The sequence below is a fragment of the Arthrobacter sp. FW306-1B-G06A genome (genome assembly GCF_058781765.1).
The window spans coordinates 1-17,337 of record NZ_JBYSXB010000017.1 but is presented as its reverse complement, the minus strand read 5'-3'; the positions used below and the strand labels follow the sequence as shown (position 1 = coordinate 17,337).

The 17,337-nt window shown below is 64.2% G+C and carries 18 protein-coding genes; 13 read left to right on the top strand and 5 right to left on the bottom strand.

From position 1 onward, the window contains the following. Window positions 1–51 precede the first annotated feature (51 nt). From AC3WJM_RS10620 to AC3WJM_RS10610, 3 genes are all read left to right on the top strand, one after another. The gene (locus tag AC3WJM_RS10620) at window positions 52–735 is read left to right on the top strand and encodes an O-methyltransferase (protein ID WP_307052925.1); all 684 of its coding nucleotides are present in this window, start codon (window positions 52–54) and stop codon (window positions 733–735) included. Window positions 736–750: 15 nt separating this feature from the next. Continuing rightward, on the top strand, window positions 751–1,254 hold the full coding sequence (locus AC3WJM_RS10615) for a GNAT family N-acetyltransferase (RefSeq protein WP_306960729.1): 504 nt from the start codon (window positions 751–753) through the stop codon (window positions 1,252–1,254). A gap of 90 nt (window positions 1,255–1,344) precedes the next feature. Beyond that, window positions 1,345–2,235, top strand: coding sequence for a spermidine synthase (locus AC3WJM_RS10610; RefSeq protein ID WP_492271856.1), 891 nt, complete (start codon window positions 1,345–1,347; stop codon window positions 2,233–2,235). Between the two features lie 76 nt (window positions 2,236–2,311). Here the strand turns inward: AC3WJM_RS10610 and AC3WJM_RS10605 are convergent, their stop codons facing one another. Then, window positions 2,312–3,208 carry a LysR family transcriptional regulator gene (locus tag AC3WJM_RS10605; RefSeq protein WP_284991086.1) on the bottom strand — a complete coding sequence of 299 codons (897 nt, stop codon included), beginning with the start codon at window positions 3,206–3,208 and terminating at the stop codon, window positions 2,312–2,314. A 129-nt stretch (window positions 3,209–3,337) separates the two neighbouring features. On the opposite strand from AC3WJM_RS10605, the gene AC3WJM_RS10600 reads away from it, so the two are divergent. The 8 genes from AC3WJM_RS10600 (at window position 3,338) to AC3WJM_RS10565 (ending at window position 12,604) form a co-directional block, all read left to right on the top strand. After that, on the top strand, window positions 3,338–4,714 hold the full coding sequence (locus tag AC3WJM_RS10600) for an MFS transporter (protein WP_059388444.1): 1,377 nt from the start codon (window positions 3,338–3,340) through the stop codon (window positions 4,712–4,714). Next, a complete protein-coding gene (locus AC3WJM_RS10595) occupies window positions 4,711–5,454 on the top strand; it encodes a 3-hydroxybutyrate dehydrogenase (protein WP_306960732.1) in 744 nt (247 codons plus the stop codon). Before AC3WJM_RS10600 ends, AC3WJM_RS10595 begins: the two co-directional genes overlap by 4 nt. 45 nt (window positions 5,455–5,499) lie before the next feature. Then, complete coding sequence (locus AC3WJM_RS10590) at window positions 5,500–6,642, top strand: GGDEF domain-containing protein (RefSeq protein WP_492271855.1); 1,143 nt, start codon at window positions 5,500–5,502, stop codon at window positions 6,640–6,642. Window positions 6,643–6,809: 167 nt separating this feature from the next. Continuing rightward, window positions 6,810–8,246: a glycoside hydrolase gene (locus AC3WJM_RS10585; protein ID WP_492271854.1), complete on the top strand. Its 1,437-nt coding sequence runs from the start codon at window positions 6,810–6,812 to the stop codon at window positions 8,244–8,246. A 46-nt stretch (window positions 8,247–8,292) separates the two neighbouring features. After that, window positions 8,293–9,627: an ABC transporter substrate-binding protein gene (locus AC3WJM_RS10580; RefSeq protein WP_492271853.1), complete on the top strand. Its 1,335-nt coding sequence runs from the start codon at window positions 8,293–8,295 to the stop codon at window positions 9,625–9,627. 46 nt (window positions 9,628–9,673) lie between these two features. Beyond that, window positions 9,674–10,555 carry a carbohydrate ABC transporter permease gene (locus tag AC3WJM_RS10575; protein ID WP_059388447.1) on the top strand — a complete coding sequence of 294 codons (882 nt, stop codon included), beginning with the start codon at window positions 9,674–9,676 and terminating at the stop codon, window positions 10,553–10,555. Then, window positions 10,552–11,475 carry a carbohydrate ABC transporter permease gene (locus AC3WJM_RS10570; RefSeq protein WP_306960739.1) on the top strand — a complete coding sequence of 308 codons (924 nt, stop codon included), beginning with the start codon at window positions 10,552–10,554 and terminating at the stop codon, window positions 11,473–11,475. Before AC3WJM_RS10575 ends, AC3WJM_RS10570 begins: the two co-directional genes overlap by 4 nt. 37 nt (window positions 11,476–11,512) lie before the next feature. Continuing rightward, the gene (locus AC3WJM_RS10565) at window positions 11,513–12,604 is read left to right on the top strand and encodes a LacI family DNA-binding transcriptional regulator (RefSeq protein WP_492271852.1); all 1,092 of its coding nucleotides are present in this window, start codon (window positions 11,513–11,515) and stop codon (window positions 12,602–12,604) included. On the opposite strand, the gene AC3WJM_RS10560 is transcribed toward AC3WJM_RS10565, so the two are convergent. Both AC3WJM_RS10560 and AC3WJM_RS10555 read right to left on the bottom strand, forming a co-directional pair. Next, window positions 12,582–12,803, bottom strand: coding sequence for a helix-turn-helix domain-containing protein (locus AC3WJM_RS10560; RefSeq protein WP_284991110.1), 222 nt, complete (start codon window positions 12,801–12,803; stop codon window positions 12,582–12,584). The genes AC3WJM_RS10565 and AC3WJM_RS10560 overlap by 23 nt on opposite strands. A gap of 2 nt (window positions 12,804–12,805) precedes the next feature. Further along, window positions 12,806–13,090 carry a hypothetical protein gene (locus tag AC3WJM_RS10555; RefSeq protein WP_059388451.1) on the bottom strand — a complete coding sequence of 95 codons (285 nt, stop codon included), beginning with the start codon at window positions 13,088–13,090 and terminating at the stop codon, window positions 12,806–12,808. A 256-nt stretch (window positions 13,091–13,346) separates the two neighbouring features. On the opposite strand from AC3WJM_RS10555, the gene AC3WJM_RS10550 reads away from it, so the two are divergent. Continuing rightward, complete coding sequence (locus AC3WJM_RS10550; protein ID WP_492271851.1) at window positions 13,347–13,997, top strand: hypothetical protein; 651 nt, start codon at window positions 13,347–13,349, stop codon at window positions 13,995–13,997. A 28-nt stretch (window positions 13,998–14,025) separates the two neighbouring features. Here the strand turns inward: AC3WJM_RS10550 and AC3WJM_RS10545 are convergent, their stop codons facing one another. Beyond that, on the bottom strand, window positions 14,026–14,661 hold the full coding sequence (locus AC3WJM_RS10545) for a LysE family translocator (RefSeq protein WP_284991077.1): 636 nt from the start codon (window positions 14,659–14,661) through the stop codon (window positions 14,026–14,028). Window positions 14,662–14,739: 78 nt separating this feature from the next. Then, the gene (locus AC3WJM_RS10540) at window positions 14,740–16,221 is read right to left on the bottom strand and encodes an amino acid permease (protein WP_284991076.1); all 1,482 of its coding nucleotides are present in this window, start codon (window positions 16,219–16,221) and stop codon (window positions 14,740–14,742) included. Between the two features lie 288 nt (window positions 16,222–16,509). Between AC3WJM_RS10540 and AC3WJM_RS10535 the strand changes: the two genes are divergently transcribed. Further along, a complete protein-coding gene (locus tag AC3WJM_RS10535) occupies window positions 16,510–17,313 on the top strand; it encodes an IclR family transcriptional regulator (protein WP_059388453.1) in 804 nt (267 codons plus the stop codon). Window positions 17,314–17,337 lie beyond the last annotated feature (24 nt).

Below are 17,337 nucleotides of genomic sequence, written 5' to 3'. Positions count from 1 at the left end.
CTCCGCTGCCGGTCCTTCCCTCCGGCCCGTGCCCGGTGCCAGACTGGGGCCATGTTTGAACACAAGGCCCAGCCCGGCTGGGTGGCCGTGGAGGAATACTTGTCCAACGCCGTCGTCCGCCCGAACGCCGCGCTCAAGCATGCGGTGCAGTCAGCCCTCGACGCCGGGATGCCGCCTATCGAGGTGGCGCCCAACGCCGGCAAGCTGCTCAAGATGCTGGTGCAGTTGTCCGGGGCGCGGCGCGTGCTGGAAATCGGCACCTTGGCTGGCTTCAGCGCGATCTGGATGGCCCAGGGGCTGCCCGACGACGGCCGCCTGGTCACGTGCGAATACCTCCCGAAACACGCCGAAATCGCCCGGGCGAACGTTGACATGGCAGGGATCGGCCACAAAGTGGACATCCGGATCGGCCCGGCTCTGGAGACCCTTGCGGCGCTGGCCGAAGATCCCACGCGGGACGGTCCATTCGACTTTGTCTTCATCGATGCCGACAAGGAGAACGATTCCAACTACCTGGACTGGGCCATCCGGCTCGGGCGGCCGGGGACGGTGATCGTGATGGACAACGTCATCTGGGAGGGTGCCATCCTGGATCCTTCCATGGACGAGGTGAACGCTCCGGGCATCGTGGGGGCTTTGGAGATGATGGGCAAGGATCCTCGCCTCGACGCAACGGCCATCCAAACGGTTGGATCCAAGGGATGGGATGGCTTCGCGATAGCCCGCGTGGTGTGACGCTAGGCTGAGCGAATGGAATTTACCCTCCGCCCGGCAACCGTGGACGACGCCGAGCCCCTGACCCGCATGCATGTGGCTGCCTGGCGGGAAAGCTACGGGCACCTCTTGCCCGAGGAGTTCTTCGCCTTCCGTGAGGCCACCATCAACACGCGGATCGAGAGGCAGCGGGAAGCCTTGGAGGGCTCATACAAACCGATGCTCGCCCACGACGCCGGCGGTGCCTTGGTGGGCATCGCCTTCGCCCGCGAGGCCCCGGAGGAGGACCGGCCGTGCGAGCTGCAACTGCAGGTGATCTACACCCTGCGTCGCGTGCACGGTTTGGGCGTGGGGCAAGCATTGGTCGACGCCGTGATCGGCAATTCTGCCGCCTTTCTTTGGGTGCTCGAAGACAACCCGCGGGCCCAGGCTTTCTACCGCAAGAACGGCTTCCGGCCTGACGGAACACGCCAGCTCTTGCCGCCCGAATGGCACGAACTGCCGGAGATCCGGATGGTGCGTGCCGCCGTCGGGGGCTGACCGGCGGATGGTGCGCGCCGCCGTCGGGGGCTGACCGCAAGGCTGCGGCGTCAACTAGGGTTGAAGCATGACCGGAAGAGGGCGGCAGTAGTGGCGAAGCGTGGCAAGGGCAGGGGAGCCGGGCAAGCTGCCGGGGTCATCGAGGTGCCCGCGGGCACCAAGCCGAACGGTCCCATGGAGGGCGTCTACTACATCGACACCGGCGACTGCGAGTTGGTTGCCGACCCCGACAATTCCAACGGCTGGCTCCTGAAGATCAACGGTGTCATGAGCTCGCATATCGATGTTGCAGAGCCGCTGTTCCTGGACTTCGAGTACATGCGCTGGATAGCCGCGCTGGTTGAATCCAAATGGCCGCCCGAATCCAAGCCGAAGTTGCGGGCCCTGCATCTCGGCGGCGGAGCATGTTCCCTCGCCCGGTACTTCCACGCCGCCTACCCGGACGCGCGCCAAGTGGTGGTGGAACTCGACGGCAAGCTGGCCGACTACGTGCGCGGTTGGTTCGACCTCCCGAAGGCCCCGCTGCTTCGAATCCGGGTGGGCGAAGCCAGGGAAGTCACGGAAAGCCTCACGCCGGACACCCGCGACCTCATCATCCGGGACGTCTTTGCCGGCGCCCTCACCCCGAGGGCGCTCACCACCCGCGAATTCAACGACAACGCGTCGAGGGTGCTGGCGCCGGGCGGGCTCTACGTGGTGAATTCCGGAGATGCGCCCGACCTCAAAAACGCCCGCGAGGACGCCGCCACCATCGCAGACACCTTCGCGCACACCATGATCATCGCCGATCCCGCGATGCTCAAGGGCCGGCGGTACGGGAACATGATCATGGCCGGCAGCCACGAGCCCTTCGGCGACGATCCGCAACTGGCCCGGAAGCTCCTCGGCGGGGCGGTTCCCGCACATATCTGGAACGACGCGAAAGTCCGGGCATTCGCCGTCGGCGCCCAGATCCGGCACGACCCGCGGCCAGCCGCCTGACCGTCACTCACCGAAGGGCTTATATGTGAGCGAGCGTCGGCCGGTTTGGGCTCATATGTGAGCGAGCGTCGGGACTTTAGCGGCGGGCCAGAAGCAGCTCGCGGTGGGCGGCCGTCTCCTCTTGGAGGGCGTGCACGACGGCGGCGACGGCGGGGCGGCGCATCGAGTCGGGCCGCAGGACCATCCAGTAGGGGAGCAGCTCGGCGAAATGCGCGGGCAGCAGCCGCACCAGGTCCGGGTGCCGGTCGGCCATGAAGCATGGCAGGAAGCCGATACCTGCCCCGGCGCGCGTGGCCTCCACGTGGACGAAGACGTTGGTGGAGCTCAAACCGTCGCGCATGGACGGGACCAGCCGGCGAGGGGCATCGAGATCGTCCACTTGCAGCATGGAGTCCACGAAATAGACCAGCTGATGCCGCGTCAGCTCCTCCACCGTGCCGGGTACGCCGTGAAAAGCCAAGTACTCGCGCGAGGCATACATTCCCAGCATGTACTCACCCAGCAGTAAGGCCTCGGCCCGGTGCACCTGCGGTTCGCCCACCACCACTTCCACGTCCAGGCCGGAACGCTGCTGGAGCGCCCGGCGGGTCACGGTGATGATCTCCACGGTGAGGCCGGGATGCGATCGGCGCAATCGCGCCACAGCGGGTGCCGCGATGTAGGCGCTGAAACCGTCAGTTGCGGTCATGCGCACGACGCCGGCAATGGGGTCCGGCGCGCGGTCCTCCGGTCCCAGCGTGCCCACCGCCGCTTCGATCCGCTCTGCAACGCCCACGGCCTCGGCTCCGAGCTCCGTGACTTCCCAGCCGCCGGCCGCCCGCGCGAGGACCCGGCCGCCGAGCGCCTTTTCGAGCGCGGCGATCCTGCGGGAAACGGTGGTGTGGTTCAGTCCCAAGGCTTGGGCCGCCGTCGTGAACTTACCTGAGCGCGATACTGCGAGCAGGACGAGGAGGTCATCGGGATTCGGATTCATATCTGCAATTCTGCACACACTTGGTGCCATTTTGGCCATTGAAGCAGCACTGATGTGCGGCAATACTCATTGGAGCATTTCGTGTTGTGGATCACAACGCGTGTCAGTGTGGACACTAAGGAGATGGACATGAGCGTAGGACAACGCTCCGCAGCAGGGGCCGCCACCGGCAAAGGCGCAGGCCTCAAGAAGATCGTCGCCGCCTCGATGGTGGGCACCGTGGTGGAATGGTACGAATTCTTCCTCTACGCCACGGCCGCAACGCTGGTTTTCGGCAAGTACTTCTTCCCGCCCACGGGCAACGACCTCGACGGCATCATCCAGGCGTTCCTGACCTACGCGGTGGGCTTCGTGGCCCGGCCCCTGGGCGGCATCGTCTTCGGCCAGATCGGCGACAAGCTCGGCCGCAAACCCACGCTGCAGCTCACCATCGTGATTGTCGGCGTGTCCACCTTCCTCATGGGCTGCCTCCCCGGCTTCGCCGACCTCGGTTACTGGGCGCCGGCCATGCTCGTGGCACTCCGCTTCATCCAAGGCTTCGCGCTGGGCGGCGAATGGGGCGGCGCGGTGCTGCTGGTGGCAGAACACAGCCCCAAGGAGTCCCGCGGATTCTGGTCAAGCTGGCCGCAGGCCGCGGTTCCCGTCGGGAACCTCCTCGCCACGCTGGTCCTGTTCATCATGTCCACCACCCTGAGCAGCGCAGCCTTCCTCGGCTGGGGATGGCGCGTGGCCTTCTGGCTCTCCGCAGTGATCGTCTTCGTGGGCTACTACATCCGCACCCACGTGACCGAGGCCCCGATCTTCCTCGAAGCGAAGGCCCAGGTGGAGAAGGAACAAGCCATCAGCTACGGCGTCGGCGAAGTCATCCGCAAATACCCCAAGGGCATCCTGCAGGCCATGGGACTGAGGCTCGCCGAGAACATCATGTATTACCTCGTGGTGAGCTTCTCCATCGTGTACCTCAAGAGCGTGGACAAGTACGACACCTCGTCCTTGCTGCTCGCCCTCCTGATCGCGCACGTTGTCCACTTCGTGGTCATCCCGCAGATCGGCCGGTTGGCAGACGCCTGGGGCCGCAAGCCGGTTTACCTGATCGGTGCCATCAGCGGTGCCACCTGGCCGTTCTTCGCCTTCCCCATGTTCGACACCAAGAATCCCGCGGTGATCGTTGCCGCCGTGACCATCGGCCTCTGCCTGCACGCCTTCATGTACGCAGGGCAGCCGGCCATCATGACCGAGCTCTTCCCCACCCGCATGCGCTACTCAGGAGTCTCCCTTGGCTCGCAGGTCACCTCGATCTTCGCCGGTTCGCTGGCCCCGCTGCTGGCGACCCAATGGCTCAAGGACACCGGATCCTGGATGCCCACGGCAATCTACCTGGTGATCTCCTGCGCGATTACCGCCGTCGTCGTCTTGACGCTCAAAGAGACCCGCGGTGTGGCGCTGGAAGACGTTGACAATGCCGATGCCGTTCGTCACGGCCTCCCCATGGGTGCCCGCGCATGAGCCTCGAGGGCCGCAAGGCCCTGGTGACCGGCGGGGCGGGGGGCATCGGAGCGGCATGTGCCACGGCCCTCGCCGCGCGCGGCGCGAAGGTTGTAGTGGCCGACGTCGATGCCGCCGGAGCCGCGGCCCTCGCCGATAAGCTGGGCGGCACTGCCTGGGGCGTCGACTTGCTCGACACGGAGGCGCTCGCCGGACTCAGCCTGGATTGCGACATCCTCGTGAACAATGCCGGGATCCAGAAGGTCGCTCCCATCGAGGAGTTCGAGCCGGCGGACTTCCGCCGCATCCTGACCCTCATGCTCGAGGCCCCTTTCCTGCTTATCCGGGCCGCACTCCCGCACATGTACGCCAACGGATTCGGCCGGATCATCAACATCTCCTCGGTCCACGGGCTGCGGGCCTCGGCGTTCAAGAGCGCCTATGTCTCGGCCAAGCACGGGCTCGAGGGGCTGAGCAAAGTGACGGCCCTCGAGGGCGGCCAGCACGGCGTCACCTCCAACTGCATCAATCCGGGATACGTGCGTACGCCCCTCGTCGAAAGGCAGATCGCGGACCAGGCACTGCTGCACGGCATCCCCGAATCGGAAGTCCTGGCGAAGGTCATGCTGACGGAGTCCGCCGTGAAGCGCCTCGTGGAGCCCGAGGAAGTCGCGTCGCTGGCAGCGTGGATAGCGTCCGACGACGCCGGCATGGTCACCGGGGCAAGCTACACGATGGACGGAGGCTGGTCCGCCCGCTAACCCGCCCCTCGATGTCGTAGGCTGGTGCGCACGAGGGGAGCGAATATGGGTCTCGATCCGGCCAGCCTGAAGATAGCCCTGGGCATTGTCGCGTCTACGCTCTGCCTGCTGTTTTTCGGATCGTTCCGCCGGACCCGCTCCGCGTACAGCGGCTGGTGGTGCCTCGCCCTCGTTTTCCTGCTCTCGGGGAACATGGCGTACCTGCTCGCCGGGACTCCCCAGCAAATCTGGGCGGGGCCACTCGGCAACGCTTTGCTGGTGGCCGGGGCGTTCAGCGTGTGGGCCGGCTCGCGTTCCCTTCGCTTGCTTCCAACGCCGCGATGGCAGCTTCTCGCCGGACCCGTTGCCACGGCGGTGGCCGCCTCGCTGGAGAACCCGGCCACCAACGCATGGTCCGGCGGTCTGGTGTATTTGGCCATGATGTCCTTGGGCATGGGTCTGGCAACGGTTGAACTCTGGCGGTTGAAGCCCGGCGTTTCACAGGCCCACCGCTCCTTGGCGCTCGCCGCAGGAGTATTGGCGTCGTTCTTCCTCTGCCGTGGAATCGCCTATGTCCTGGAAGGTCCCGACGGCCCGGACTTCGGCACCTATCTCAGCTCGGCAACCACCAGTGTGGTCACTATCGTGCTTCTGGTCACCGTGTCCTTCAGCATGACTGCGCTGAGCAACGAGCAGCTCATCAACGGGCTCAACGAACGCGCCACCCGGGACGGCCTGACGGGGCTCCTCAACCGCACCGCCTTCATGGAGCTGGCCACCCAGGAAATCAACAGGCTGCACTCTGCGGGGTCGATCTCCACCCTGATTCTCGCCGACCTCGATCATTTCAAGGCCCTCAATGACAGCCATGGCCACGCCGCGGGCGACACTGCCATCCAGGCCTTCGCCGCCGCGTGCCAGGCTTCGGTCCGCCACACAGACCTCGTCGGAAGGTATGGCGGAGAGGAATTCACCATTCTGCTTCCAGGGGCCGACCTGGAGAGCGCGGAAATCATTGCCAACGAAATCAGCCGCCGTCTGGCCGCGGCAGAACCACCGGACGGCGTCACCTTCCCGACGGTTAGCTATGGCATTGCTCCCAGCACCCTCGCCAACGCCGAGGTGGACCATATGATCGTGGCCGCCGACAAAGCGCTCTACCAGGCCAAGTCCCTCGGACGGAACCGCGCGGTCTGCGCAACTTCCTGACTGCGCACCGCACCGCCGTCGTGCGCTGACTAACGTCGCGCTGAGCCGATCCTGCACCGCTGGGATCGGTCCGCTTAACCCAATCTGCTTAAACGCTTGATCAAAAGTGTGACCTCGGTTACGCTTGCAGTGATCAAACGCTTTAGCAGAAATGGACATCAACGCCGATGACTTACTCAGTCTTCTTCCAACCCACCGATGGATGGGTCGGAGACGTGATCCCGTTCCAGAAAGACGGGGAGTTTTGGCTTTTCTATCTGCACGAGGTGCGGAACGACCCGAAACCGGGAACGTCCTGGAATCTCGTGACCACCAAGGACCTCACCCGATTCGAGGACCATGGAGTGTCGCTGCACCATGGCGGAGAGGGCGAAGCGGACTTCAACGCCTACACGGGCAGTGTTGTGTGCGACGAGTCCGGGATGCACCACCTGTTCTATACCGGACAGAATCCCCGGCACCTCGGCTCCGACGGTGCCCCCCTGCAACTCGTCATGCACGCCACGAGCACGGACGGAATGCTGACGTGGATCAAGCATCCGGAACTGACGTTCGGCGCCCCGGCCGGCTATGAATCCGGCGACTGGCGCGATCCTTTCGTTTTCAAGGACGAGGCCAGCGGCCTGTGGCGGATGCTGCTGGCCGCGCGGCACGCGGACGGCCCGGACCGCCGTCGCGGGCTGATCGCCCAATGCGTTTCCCCGGACCTGATGCATTGGGAGCACACCGAGCCGTTCTGGGATCCCCGCCGGTACATCACGCACGAATGCCCGGACGTTTTCGCCTGGGGCGACTGGTGGTACCTGGTCTATTCGGAATTCTCCGAGTCCTTCACCACCCGCTACCGCATGGCGAAAAGTCCCGATGGGCCTTGGATCGTGCCGCCGCGGGACAGCGTTGACGGCCGCGCCTTCTATGCCTCGAAGACGGCCGAGCGGGACGGTCGCCGGTTCTTCTTCGGCTGGGTCGCCAGCAAGGAGGGCAACCACGACGACGGCGCCTGGCAGTGGGCGGGCACGATGTCCGTCCTCGAGGCCCGCCAGAACGACGACGGCACCCTCGCTTTTTCCCTCGCCGACGAACTCGTCGAGAGCTTCTGGGACGACATCCCGGTATCCCTCGGAGATGACTTTCCGCTGGTACTGCATGCTCCAGACGGGTACACCGCCATGGTGTCCGATGAGGTCCTCCCTCGCCAGTTCTACGCCCGGGCGGTTTTGCAGATCGAAGCCGATACCAGCGAATGCGGCCTGCTGCTCCGCTCCAGCGCGGACGGAGACGAGTCCTACATCATCCGCCTGGAACCGAAGCGCGGCCGCATGGTGTTCGACCGATGGCCCCGGGAAGTCAGCGGCGACGCGCAATGGCACGTCTCGGGGGATGTTCCCTTCGAGATCGAGCTGGAACGCCCCTGCGAGCTGGCCTCCGGAGAGCACACCCTCGAACTTGTCGTCGACGGGGACCTCTGCGTCGCCGTCGTCGACCGGCAGGTCGCCCTCAGTACCCGGATCTACGGGCTACCGGACGGCCGCATCGGCGTATTCGCCGGTGAAGGCACCGCAACTCTCACCGATCTTGAGATACGTAAGCGCACAGACAACTAAATACCCAGCGCCAGACCTCCGTTCAAATCAAAGGAGATTTTCCCCCATGAAGAAACTCATAAGAACGGCCGCCGTAGCAGCGGCCGCAGCCCTCGCCCTCTCCGCCTGCGGCGGTGGAGGGGCAGGCAGCGCCTCCAACGTCAACCCCACCGGGGACATCAAACCGCGGCAAATCTCGTGGCTGCTGTCCCGGCCGGCAGACGGTGCAGTCATCAACGTCATGAAAAAGGTGGCCGACGAGTACGCCCAGACCCATCCCGGCTTTTCCCTCAACCTGATCACCACCCCTGACCGACCCTCCTACATCCAGAAGTACGAAACCCTCGCCGCCGCGAACAAGCTCCCGGAGCTGTTCGACACGGACGCCACGCCCTTCGCCCAGCAACTCGCCAAGCAGGGCAAGATGGTGGATGCCGAGAAGCTGCTCAAGGACCTCGGTGTCTACGACAGCTACCGGACGAACGCACTGAATTACCAACGCTTCGACGACGGATCCCTTTACATGGTCCCGTTCCAGTTCGAGCTCGAGTACTTTTGGTACAACAAGGCTCTCTTCCAGCAGGCTGGAGTATCAGTGCCGAAGTCACTCGACGACATCCCCGCGATGTGCACGGCCCTGCGCAAGGCCGGGATCACGCCCCTTGCCCTTGACGGCCAGGACCAGTGGCCCCTTGAGCGCTACGTCTCCTACCAGCCCTTCCGCGACGCCGGACCCGACTTTGTGCAGAAGCTCAAGAAGGGTGACGCGAAGTTCAGCGACGCCACCGGCCAGAAGACAGTCAACTGGATAAGCCAGCTCGGAGGGGCCGGTTGCTTCCAGGACGGCTTCTCCTCGCAGGGTTACTCCGACGCCCAGAATCTCTTCACCTCCGGCAAGGCCGCCATGTACAACATCGGTACCTGGGAACTGCCCAGCCTCGCGACCGACAAGCTGAACCCGGCGGTGCGTAACGACGTCGACTACTTCACGCTTCCGGCCACGCCGAGTTCCGCGACGGCCGCCAACGAGTACGTGGCAACCTCAGGTATCGGCATGGCGGTCAACTCGAAGACCTTCGACCCGCTCGTGAGCGACTTCCTGAAGTTCGCCCTCGCCAAGTACCCCTCGGAATACGCGGCCACGGGCGCCCTCTCGCCGACGACGAATGTCCAAACGACGATTCCAGCCAACGCCACGCCGCTGTACAAGAAGGCGATCGACCAGGCGAAGGATCTCGGATCGAAGCTCGCGATGCCTTGGGACACGCAGCTCGATCCGACCACCAACAGCAGGCTGCAGCAAGAGCTCGTGCTCTTGGCCCAGGGCAACGTCAAGCCTGCCGAGTTCACCAGCACGATGGATAGCACCATCGCACAGAACGCTCCCAAGTTCTTCAAATAACACGCAGCGGTGGGGGGCCCAGGCCCCCCACCCGAAAGGCCCTCCCATGCTTCCCAATCGATCACGACTCTCGGTCCTGGTCTTCCTGCTCCCGCCGCTGCTTCTCTACGGCGTTGCAGTGCTGTTCCCGATCCTGCAATCGCTATTCCTCAGCTTCTTCTCCTGGAACGGCATCAGTGACATGGAGTTCGTGGGCTTCGCGAACTACGTGCACATGCTCACCGGTGACGGCGTGTTTTGGCGTTCCTTCTTCAACGCCCTCGGCTACCTCGCCATCTGCCTCGTCCTCCAATTGGGCGGCGCGTTGTTCGTCGCCAGCCTCCTGACCTCGCTGCGAAGAGGCCGCGAGCTCGTCAAAACCCTGTATCTCCTGCCTGCGGTGATCTCGACGGTGGCCATCGCCTTCCTCTTCGTACGGATCTACTCGATCGATCCGGTGGGTCTCCTCAACCAAGTCCTCGGCTGGATCGGCCTCGGCAGCCTCGAGCGCCCTTGGCTTTCCGACGTCAATACTGTCCTCGCGGCAGTTTCGGCACCCGAAGGCTGGCGGTTCACGGGACTCTACATGCTCATCATCTACGCGGCGCTGCTCGCCGTCCCGCAGGAACTTGAAGAAGCGGCACGCCTGGACGGCGCCAACAGATGGCAGCTGTTCACCAAGATCAGGTTCCCCCACATCAGGCCGGTGTGGATCACCACCACCATCATGGCCACAACCTACGGCCTGCGCGGATTCGATATCCCGTACCTCATGACCAACGGTGGTCCCGGCCAGTCCTCGGAGCTCCTGACGACGTACATGTACAAAACCGCATTCACCAGCACCGACTTCGGCTACGCCAGCACCATCTCGGTCTTCATCGTGGTGGAGTGCCTCGTCGCCGTCGGATTCATCTTGCTCATGCTCAAACGAAAGGCTGACGCATGACCGCGCAAACAGCCCCGGTTAACCGGCCGATCCCTGCTCCACCAAACAACCCGGCCCCGCCAAGCCCGCCGGCGCCCCGACGTCGGCGGCGTAAACCAAACGTCTTCCGAAGCTTGTCGAGGGTGCTGATCGTCCTCATCGTCGTGGTGCAGGTCTACCCCCTCGCCTGGCTGTTCCTCACGAGCCTGCGCAATGAGCACGACTTCGCGACCGGTGATCCTTTTGCGCTGCCGAGCTCGATCAGCTTCGACAACTACCTCCGTGCGTTCCAGACCGGCAACCTCGGCCAGAACATCCTGAACAGTTTCATCGTCACGATGGGCGCTAACCTCCTGATCGTCCTTCTCGGGATGATGGCAGCCTATGCCTTGCAGGTCCTCGGATTCCGGTTCAGCAAATTCGTCCGGGGCCTCTTCCTGATCGGCATCATCGTGCCGGTGCAGATCGCGCTTGTGCCGCTGTTCATCGACTATTCGTCCGTGAACCTGCTGGACACCTACCAATCGATGATCATTCCCTTGGCGGGGTTCGCCCTTCCCATGTCGATCTACCTCTTCTCATCGTTCTTTGAATACATTCCCCGCGAGACTTATGAGGCAGCCTCGTTGGACGGCGCCGGCCCGTACCGGATCTTCGGGCTGATCACCCTTCCGCTCTCGACCAACACGGTAGTGACGGTGGTCCTGGTGAACAGCATCTTCATCTGGAACGACTTCATCTTCGCGAACACGTTCGTTCTGTCCGAAGGGCTCAAGACCATTCCACTGGGGCTGCAGAACTACATCGGAGCAATGGGCAAGGTCGACTGGACAGCGACATTCGCCGCTGTCTGCATCACCATCACTCCTTTGCTGCTCGTGTTCCTCGTCCTCAACAAGGCGATGATCCAGGGCCTCGAGAGCGGGGCGACGAAGGGGTGAGAAAGCCGCCACTGGATAGACTGTGGGAGGAGGGCCAATGACGTCTGAAAAAAGCTTGAAAGAACCCGAGGTGAACCCCTCGCATCCATCGACTCCGAGGGCGAGTCATCCGGTGACGATGCGGGAGGTAGCGGAAGGGGCTGGAGTCTCCGTTGCCACGGTTTCCCTCGTTATCAACAACAAGAAAGACGCCAGGATCGGCGCCGCGACCCGCAAACGCGTCCTGGACACCATCCGCGAACTGGGGTACCGCCCGAACGCCCTCGCGAAGAACCTCGTGAGCGGCAGTTCACGGTTCATCGGACTCGTCGCTGACGCGATCGCCACAACCCCCTTCGCTGGGCAAATCATCCACGGCGCCCAGGACGAAGCGTGGAAACACGGATTCGTGCTGTTGGTCGCCAACACGGAGGGCGACGAGCCCGTGGAAAAGGACGCCATCTCGATGATGCTCGAGCACAAGGTTCGCGGCATCCTGTACTCCACCTGGTTCCACCGCCCAACCAAGATCCCCGCTGCGTTGCAAGAGACTGACTTCGTGCTGGTGAACTGCTTCTCCCCGGACTCCGACGCCCTGGCGGTGGTCCCGGACGAAGTCCACGGCGGACGGGAAGCCACTGAAATCCTTGTGCGCAAGGGGCACCGACGGATCGCCTTCATCAACGCCACGATTCCTGCTCCGGCGAAGGACGGACGCCTCCAGGGCTACCGGGAAGCGCTCGAATCTGCTGGAATCGCCTTCGATCCGCACCTCGTGTTCGACGCGTATCCTGACCAGGAGGGCGGCTACGGAGCAGTCGAGGAGCTCCTCAAACGCGATGTCACGGCAGTCTTCTGCTACAACGACCGTATGGCCATGGGCCTCTACGACGGGCTGAAGCAACGGGGGCTGTCCATTCCCGAGGACATGGCCGTGGTGGGGTTCGACAACCAGGAAGTCATCGCGGCGCACATGCGGCCGCCGCTGTCCACTGTCGCGCTGCCGCACTACGAGCTCGGCGCCGCGGGCGTGCGCTTGCTGCTCGGCGTCGACGAACCGGCGGGCAGCCCGGTGGTAAAGCTTGAATGCCCGCCAGTGGAACGCGACTCGGTTGGACCGAATACCCTTACGGCTCCCCGGGTGCCTTAGGCTCAGCCTCGTCCACCGCCGAGTGCTCAATGTAGGATTCCACCGCCGACTCCGGAACGCGGTATGACCGCCCGAACCGCACGGCGTGGATGGCGTGCGAGTTAACGAGGCGGTAGACGGTCATTCTGGATACCCGCAGGGCCTCGGCAACCTCGGCGATCGTCATGAACCGGTTGGCTGGAACGCCGGCGGCGGACATATTCACCAGGGCCTCCTCAATTGGCGGTAGTCGTAGTAGACCAGGGTGCCGCCCCTCGGCACGACGGTTCTCAAGCCGATCGATGGGCCTTTGATGACGGCCACCACCCCTTCCTGGGACCCGTTGAAGGGGTCGTCGCCAGCTACGTAGTCGCCCACCTTGAAAGGGGAAGCAGTGCTTTTGGCCTGCGTGGCTGCCCTGGTAAATATCTGGCAAAGTCGCGAAGCCAGCGCATGGCGGCGCTGCTTGCGCATCCGAGCAGCGTGCCTTGAGTAAGGATCGAACATCGGAATCACTCCTTTGCAAGTCGCGATCTTCCAACGGTAGGCGTGGACCACACGCAACACATGAGTGACTTGCACCCGTTATGGCCCACGGGCCACTCACGTCACTTGGACCACTACTCGGACAAGGACCCCAGGGCGAGCAAGTGGTGATCCGAGTAGTCCGGTCAAAAGACGGGTAGGGGTTACGCATGCCAGGCCGGGCGAACAGTCCATACGCTCAAGGCAAATGTTCCGTCAGGTCTGGGAGGGGGGAACAATGCGACGAGCGGCAAAAGCAGGAATTGTCGTTGCAGGTGTGGTGGCGGTCGGGCTGGCAGGGGCGATCACCCTCAACGCGACGCAGACATCATCTACCTCGGTTGCCGGCGCCCCGCCGTCAGCCACCGTCAGTGCGGCAGCTTCTGCGCCCGGTCCCGCCAAGACGCCAGCCACGACGCCGAGTGCCACCGCTTCAGCGTCAGCCGCCGGCGCCTCTGCCAGCGCTTCCGCTAGTGCTGCGCCTTCAAGTCAAGCCCCGGTCCCTGCTCCGACGACGAGTGCCAAGCCCGATGCCCCCGAGCCGGCGCCAGCTGCGCCGGCTCCGGCTCCCGCGGTTCCCGCTCCTGTGCAGCAGGGCCTCGACGCAGCGGGGATCCAACGCATCAAGGACAGCTGCAGCGCCCGGCTGCAAAGCGATGCCGCCCACTCCTCAATTGTGACCGGAACGGTGGTGCCCCGGCCATTTTCAGTGGTCTCCATCGCGTTCTCCGGGAACCCGGTGCAGTCAACGGCGGCCTCCGGCCTGGCGTCGTACGACATCCTCATGAAGGTCACCCTCAAGCTGGTTGATGGCCCTGCTCAGGACAGCGTGCGGGTTTGCCGGGTCTACGACTCGGACTCGCACGTGGATTGGCTTCCCGCCGGCTGAGTGCGCGGTTGCTCCCCGTCCTGCGGCCCTAAGACTTGGCGCCTGTGAGCGCCAGCGTCCCGCCGAGCCCGATCATCATGACGCCGCCCATGGCACCCAGGGTGGAGATCCGCCGCGGCGAGCGGGCAAACCAGTGGCGTGCCGTGCCCGCTGCGAGGGCCCAGATGCTGTCGGAGATGAGGGCGATCACCAGGAAAACAGCTCCGAGTTCGGCGAGTTGAAGCGGAATGCTGCCGCTCGAATAGTCCACGAACTGCGGCAGCACAGCCACGAAGAACACGATCGATTTCGGGTTGCTCGCACCGACGATGAAACCCTCGCGGATGAGCCGCCACATGGACCGCGCCGGCGCTGGACCAGTCGCCGTCGAACGCCCGCCGCGGTGGCGGATCGCCTGCACCCCGAGGTAGACCAAATACGCTGCGCCCCCGAACTTGATGATGGTGAACAGCACGATCGACTGCGCAAGGATCGCGCCGAGCCCCAGCGCCACGGCAATGATCTGCGGAACCATGCCGAGGGCGTTTCCGAGCACGCTCAGGAGCCCGCCTTTGCGGCCAAGGGCGAGGGAACGCCCAATCACGAACAGGACGCTGGGACCGGGGACTGCGATGAGGACCAGTGCGGCCAGCGCAAACGCCAGGAGGTTGGTGAACGGAACCATCCCTGATGATAGCGCTGGCCTGCGGTGACGGTCGATGGCTCGTGGCGCGCCGCCGTCGTCGTCGTCCTCCTCAAGGCACTATGGGCGCTCGGCGACCATGGGAATCGAGGCTGTTTCGTCGACGAGGTCGGCGCGCAGGCGCCCGCCGCCGCGGACCCAGAGCTTGTAGGCCAGCACCAGCAGTCCGAGCCACACGGCGCCTACGTACAGCGCCACGCGAGTGTCCTCGAAGACGCCAAGGATCACGATCACCAGGGCCATGAAGGCGATGGTCACCACGGACGCGGCGGGCCACCACGGCGACGCGAATTCCGACGCCGGAAGTCCCTTGCGCTTGATTTCGCGCTTCATGGCGACGTGGGAGGCGAGGATCATGACCCATACCCACACTGTCGCGAAGGTGGCGATGGATGCGATCACGAGGAACACGTCCTCGGGGATGACCGCGTTGAGCACCACGCCCACCAGCAGGATGCCGCCCATGAGGACCACGGTCATCCAAGGAACACCATGCCTTGAGATCCTGCCGAAGCTCTTCGGAGCGTGTCCCTGCTGGGAAAGCCCGAAGAGGATGCGTCCGGCGCCGAAGATGTCGCTATTGATGGCTGACAGTGCCGAGGTGATGACCACGGCATTGAGGATGTGGGGCGCCGCGGGGATGCCGAGGCCACTGAAGATCTGCACAAACGGGCTGCCGTTGTTCCCGATTTCATTCCAGGGGAACAAGCTCATGAGCACCCCGAGCGTCAGGACGTAGAACAGCAGCACACGCACGGGGACGGTGTTGACAGCCTGCGGGATGACCTTCTTGGGGTCTGCGGCTTCGCCTGCGGTGATGCCGATCGTTTCGATCCCGCCAAAGGCAAACATGACGACGGCGAACGAGGCCAGGAGCCCTTCGAAACCGTTGGGGAACAGGCCGCCATGGTCAACGAGGTTCCCCAGCCCCGGTGCCACGCCGCTGTTGCCGGACTGGAAGCCGAACACGATGATCGCAGCCCCGCCCGCAATCATCGCGATGATCGCCACGACCTTGATGAGCGAGAACCAAAACTCGAGCTCGCCGAAGACCTTGACGCTCAGGAGGTTCATGGCTCCGAGGAGGAGGATGATCGCGAGGACCCAGATCCATCGGTCCACCTGCGGGAACCAGAAGCCCATATAGATACTGAATGCCGTCACGTCCGCGATCGCCACGATGGCCATTTCGAAGACGTAGGTCCAGCCGGTGATGAACCCGGCCAGCGGTCCGAGGTAGCGGCTGGCGTACTGGCCGAACGAGCCTGAGACGGGGTGGCGCACGGCCATTTCGCCGAGGGCACGCATCACCATGAAGACGGCGGCGCCCCCGATCATGTATGCGAAGAGAACCGATGGGCCGGCCTTTTGGATCGCGGACGCCGAACCGTAGAAGAGGCCTGTCCCGATGGCCGAACCGAGCGCCATGAAGCGGATGTGGCGGACATTGAGGCCGCGGCTGAGAACGGTTGTTACCGCGCCTTCGACGCCTTCGACGACTTTGGCGGCCGGCGTCCTGACGGCTGTTGGGGCTTGCTGCATACGAATACCTTCTCGTCATTGGGAGGGGTGGACTGTTAACCAGCAGACCATTCCGCAGCATGCTGTGATGGGCCTCACGGGACATCGTTGTCTCGGTTCTCAGACGCTGCGCCGTGGACTGGTTGTTTCATGCACAAATGTCTGGTATTCCAGACACCTTAATGTTCTGATTGGCTTTCCGATCCGCTCGGTGGGGCGCACGCTTAAGTACGGGATCCCGGACACCCGCCTTGCCAGCTTTGTGGCAGAAGGGCGGGCCGGGCATTACCGTGCACTCGAAGAGGAGCCATGACCACACAGCCGTCCACCCAAGGCCGGGCCGCTTCCAAAGTCCCGGCCGCCGAGAACACCCTGCGCATCCTGAAGTTGCTCGCGTCCCGGCGTGGCCCGATGGCAGCGTCCAATATCGCCACGGCGCTGGGCTTGCCCCGTTCCAGCGTCTATCACTTGCTTGGCGTCATGGAGGCCAACGGCTTTGTCCTGCACCTTCATGAGGAGCAGCGCTACGGGCTGGGGATCAGCGCCTTTGAACTCAGTTCGGCATACTCGCGGCAAGAGCCTTTGTCCCGGCTCGGCCGCCCCATGCTCGCCGCCCTCGTGGATGCGATCGGCGAGAGCGCACACTTGGCCGTCCTGCACGGCCGCGATGTGCTCTACATCGTGGAGGAGCGGGCCAAGAACCGCCCGTCCCTCGTGACCGACGTCGGGGTCCGGCTTCCCAGCCACCTCACGGCCAGTGGCCGCGCGATCCTGGCCGCCCTGCCAAAATCGCAGGTCAGGGCCCTGTACCCGAATGCTGCAGCCTTTACGGCCCGGCATGAAATGGAATCGCCCATCATGAAGTACTCGGCCCTGTCCTCGCATTTGGACCAGGTCCGGCAGCGCGGCTACGCCACCGAACACGGCGAAGTCACGCCCGGCTTCGGTTCTGTGGCCGCCGCCGTCACCGACCATCTGGGATGGCCGACGGCGGCAGTCGCCGTGACATTCCTCGAGGACCGGGTGCCAGTGGAGGAGTGGCCCGCACTGGCCGCCCGCATCCAGAAGACAGCGGACGAACTCTCGATCCGCATCCACGGCCGCCCGTCCTAGCCCGCCGCACCCAACCCCGCCCTG

What these genes read in the sequence shown, in the direction of transcription:
- AC3WJM_RS10620 (WP_307052925.1), top strand. Translation starts at nt 52, where the DNA reads ATGTTTGAACACAAGGCCCAGCCCGGCTGGGTGGCCGTGGAGGAATAC.
- AC3WJM_RS10615 (WP_306960729.1), top strand. Translation starts at nt 751, where the DNA reads ATGGAATTTACCCTCCGCCCGGCAACCGTGGACGACGCCGAGCCCCTG.
- AC3WJM_RS10605 (WP_284991086.1), bottom strand. Translation starts at nt 3,208, where the DNA reads ATGAATCCGAATCCCGATGACCTCCTCGTCCTGCTCGCAGTATCGCGC.
- AC3WJM_RS10600 (WP_059388444.1), top strand. Translation starts at nt 3,338, where the DNA reads ATGAGCGTAGGACAACGCTCCGCAGCAGGGGCCGCCACCGGCAAAGGC.
- AC3WJM_RS10595 (WP_306960732.1), top strand. Translation starts at nt 4,711, where the DNA reads ATGAGCCTCGAGGGCCGCAAGGCCCTGGTGACCGGCGGGGCGGGGGGC.
- AC3WJM_RS10590 (WP_492271855.1), top strand. Translation starts at nt 5,500, where the DNA reads ATGGGTCTCGATCCGGCCAGCCTGAAGATAGCCCTGGGCATTGTCGCG.
- AC3WJM_RS10585 (WP_492271854.1), top strand. Translation starts at nt 6,810, where the DNA reads ATGACTTACTCAGTCTTCTTCCAACCCACCGATGGATGGGTCGGAGAC.
- AC3WJM_RS10580 (WP_492271853.1), top strand. Translation starts at nt 8,293, where the DNA reads ATGAAGAAACTCATAAGAACGGCCGCCGTAGCAGCGGCCGCAGCCCTC.
- AC3WJM_RS10575 (WP_059388447.1), top strand. Translation starts at nt 9,674, where the DNA reads ATGCTTCCCAATCGATCACGACTCTCGGTCCTGGTCTTCCTGCTCCCG.
- AC3WJM_RS10570 (WP_306960739.1), top strand. Translation starts at nt 10,552, where the DNA reads ATGACCGCGCAAACAGCCCCGGTTAACCGGCCGATCCCTGCTCCACCA.
- AC3WJM_RS10565 (WP_492271852.1), top strand. Translation starts at nt 11,513, where the DNA reads ATGACGTCTGAAAAAAGCTTGAAAGAACCCGAGGTGAACCCCTCGCAT.
- AC3WJM_RS10560 (WP_284991110.1), bottom strand. Translation starts at nt 12,803, where the DNA reads ATGTCCGCCGCCGGCGTTCCAGCCAACCGGTTCATGACGATCGCCGAG.
- AC3WJM_RS10555 (WP_059388451.1), bottom strand. Translation starts at nt 13,090, where the DNA reads ATGTTCGATCCTTACTCAAGGCACGCTGCTCGGATGCGCAAGCAGCGC.
- AC3WJM_RS10550 (WP_492271851.1), top strand. Translation starts at nt 13,347, where the DNA reads ATGCGACGAGCGGCAAAAGCAGGAATTGTCGTTGCAGGTGTGGTGGCG.
- AC3WJM_RS10545 (WP_284991077.1), bottom strand. Translation starts at nt 14,661, where the DNA reads ATGGTTCCGTTCACCAACCTCCTGGCGTTTGCGCTGGCCGCACTGGTC.
- AC3WJM_RS10540 (WP_284991076.1), bottom strand. Translation starts at nt 16,221, where the DNA reads ATGCAGCAAGCCCCAACAGCCGTCAGGACGCCGGCCGCCAAAGTCGTC.
- AC3WJM_RS10535 (WP_059388453.1), top strand. Translation starts at nt 16,510, where the DNA reads ATGACCACACAGCCGTCCACCCAAGGCCGGGCCGCTTCCAAAGTCCCG.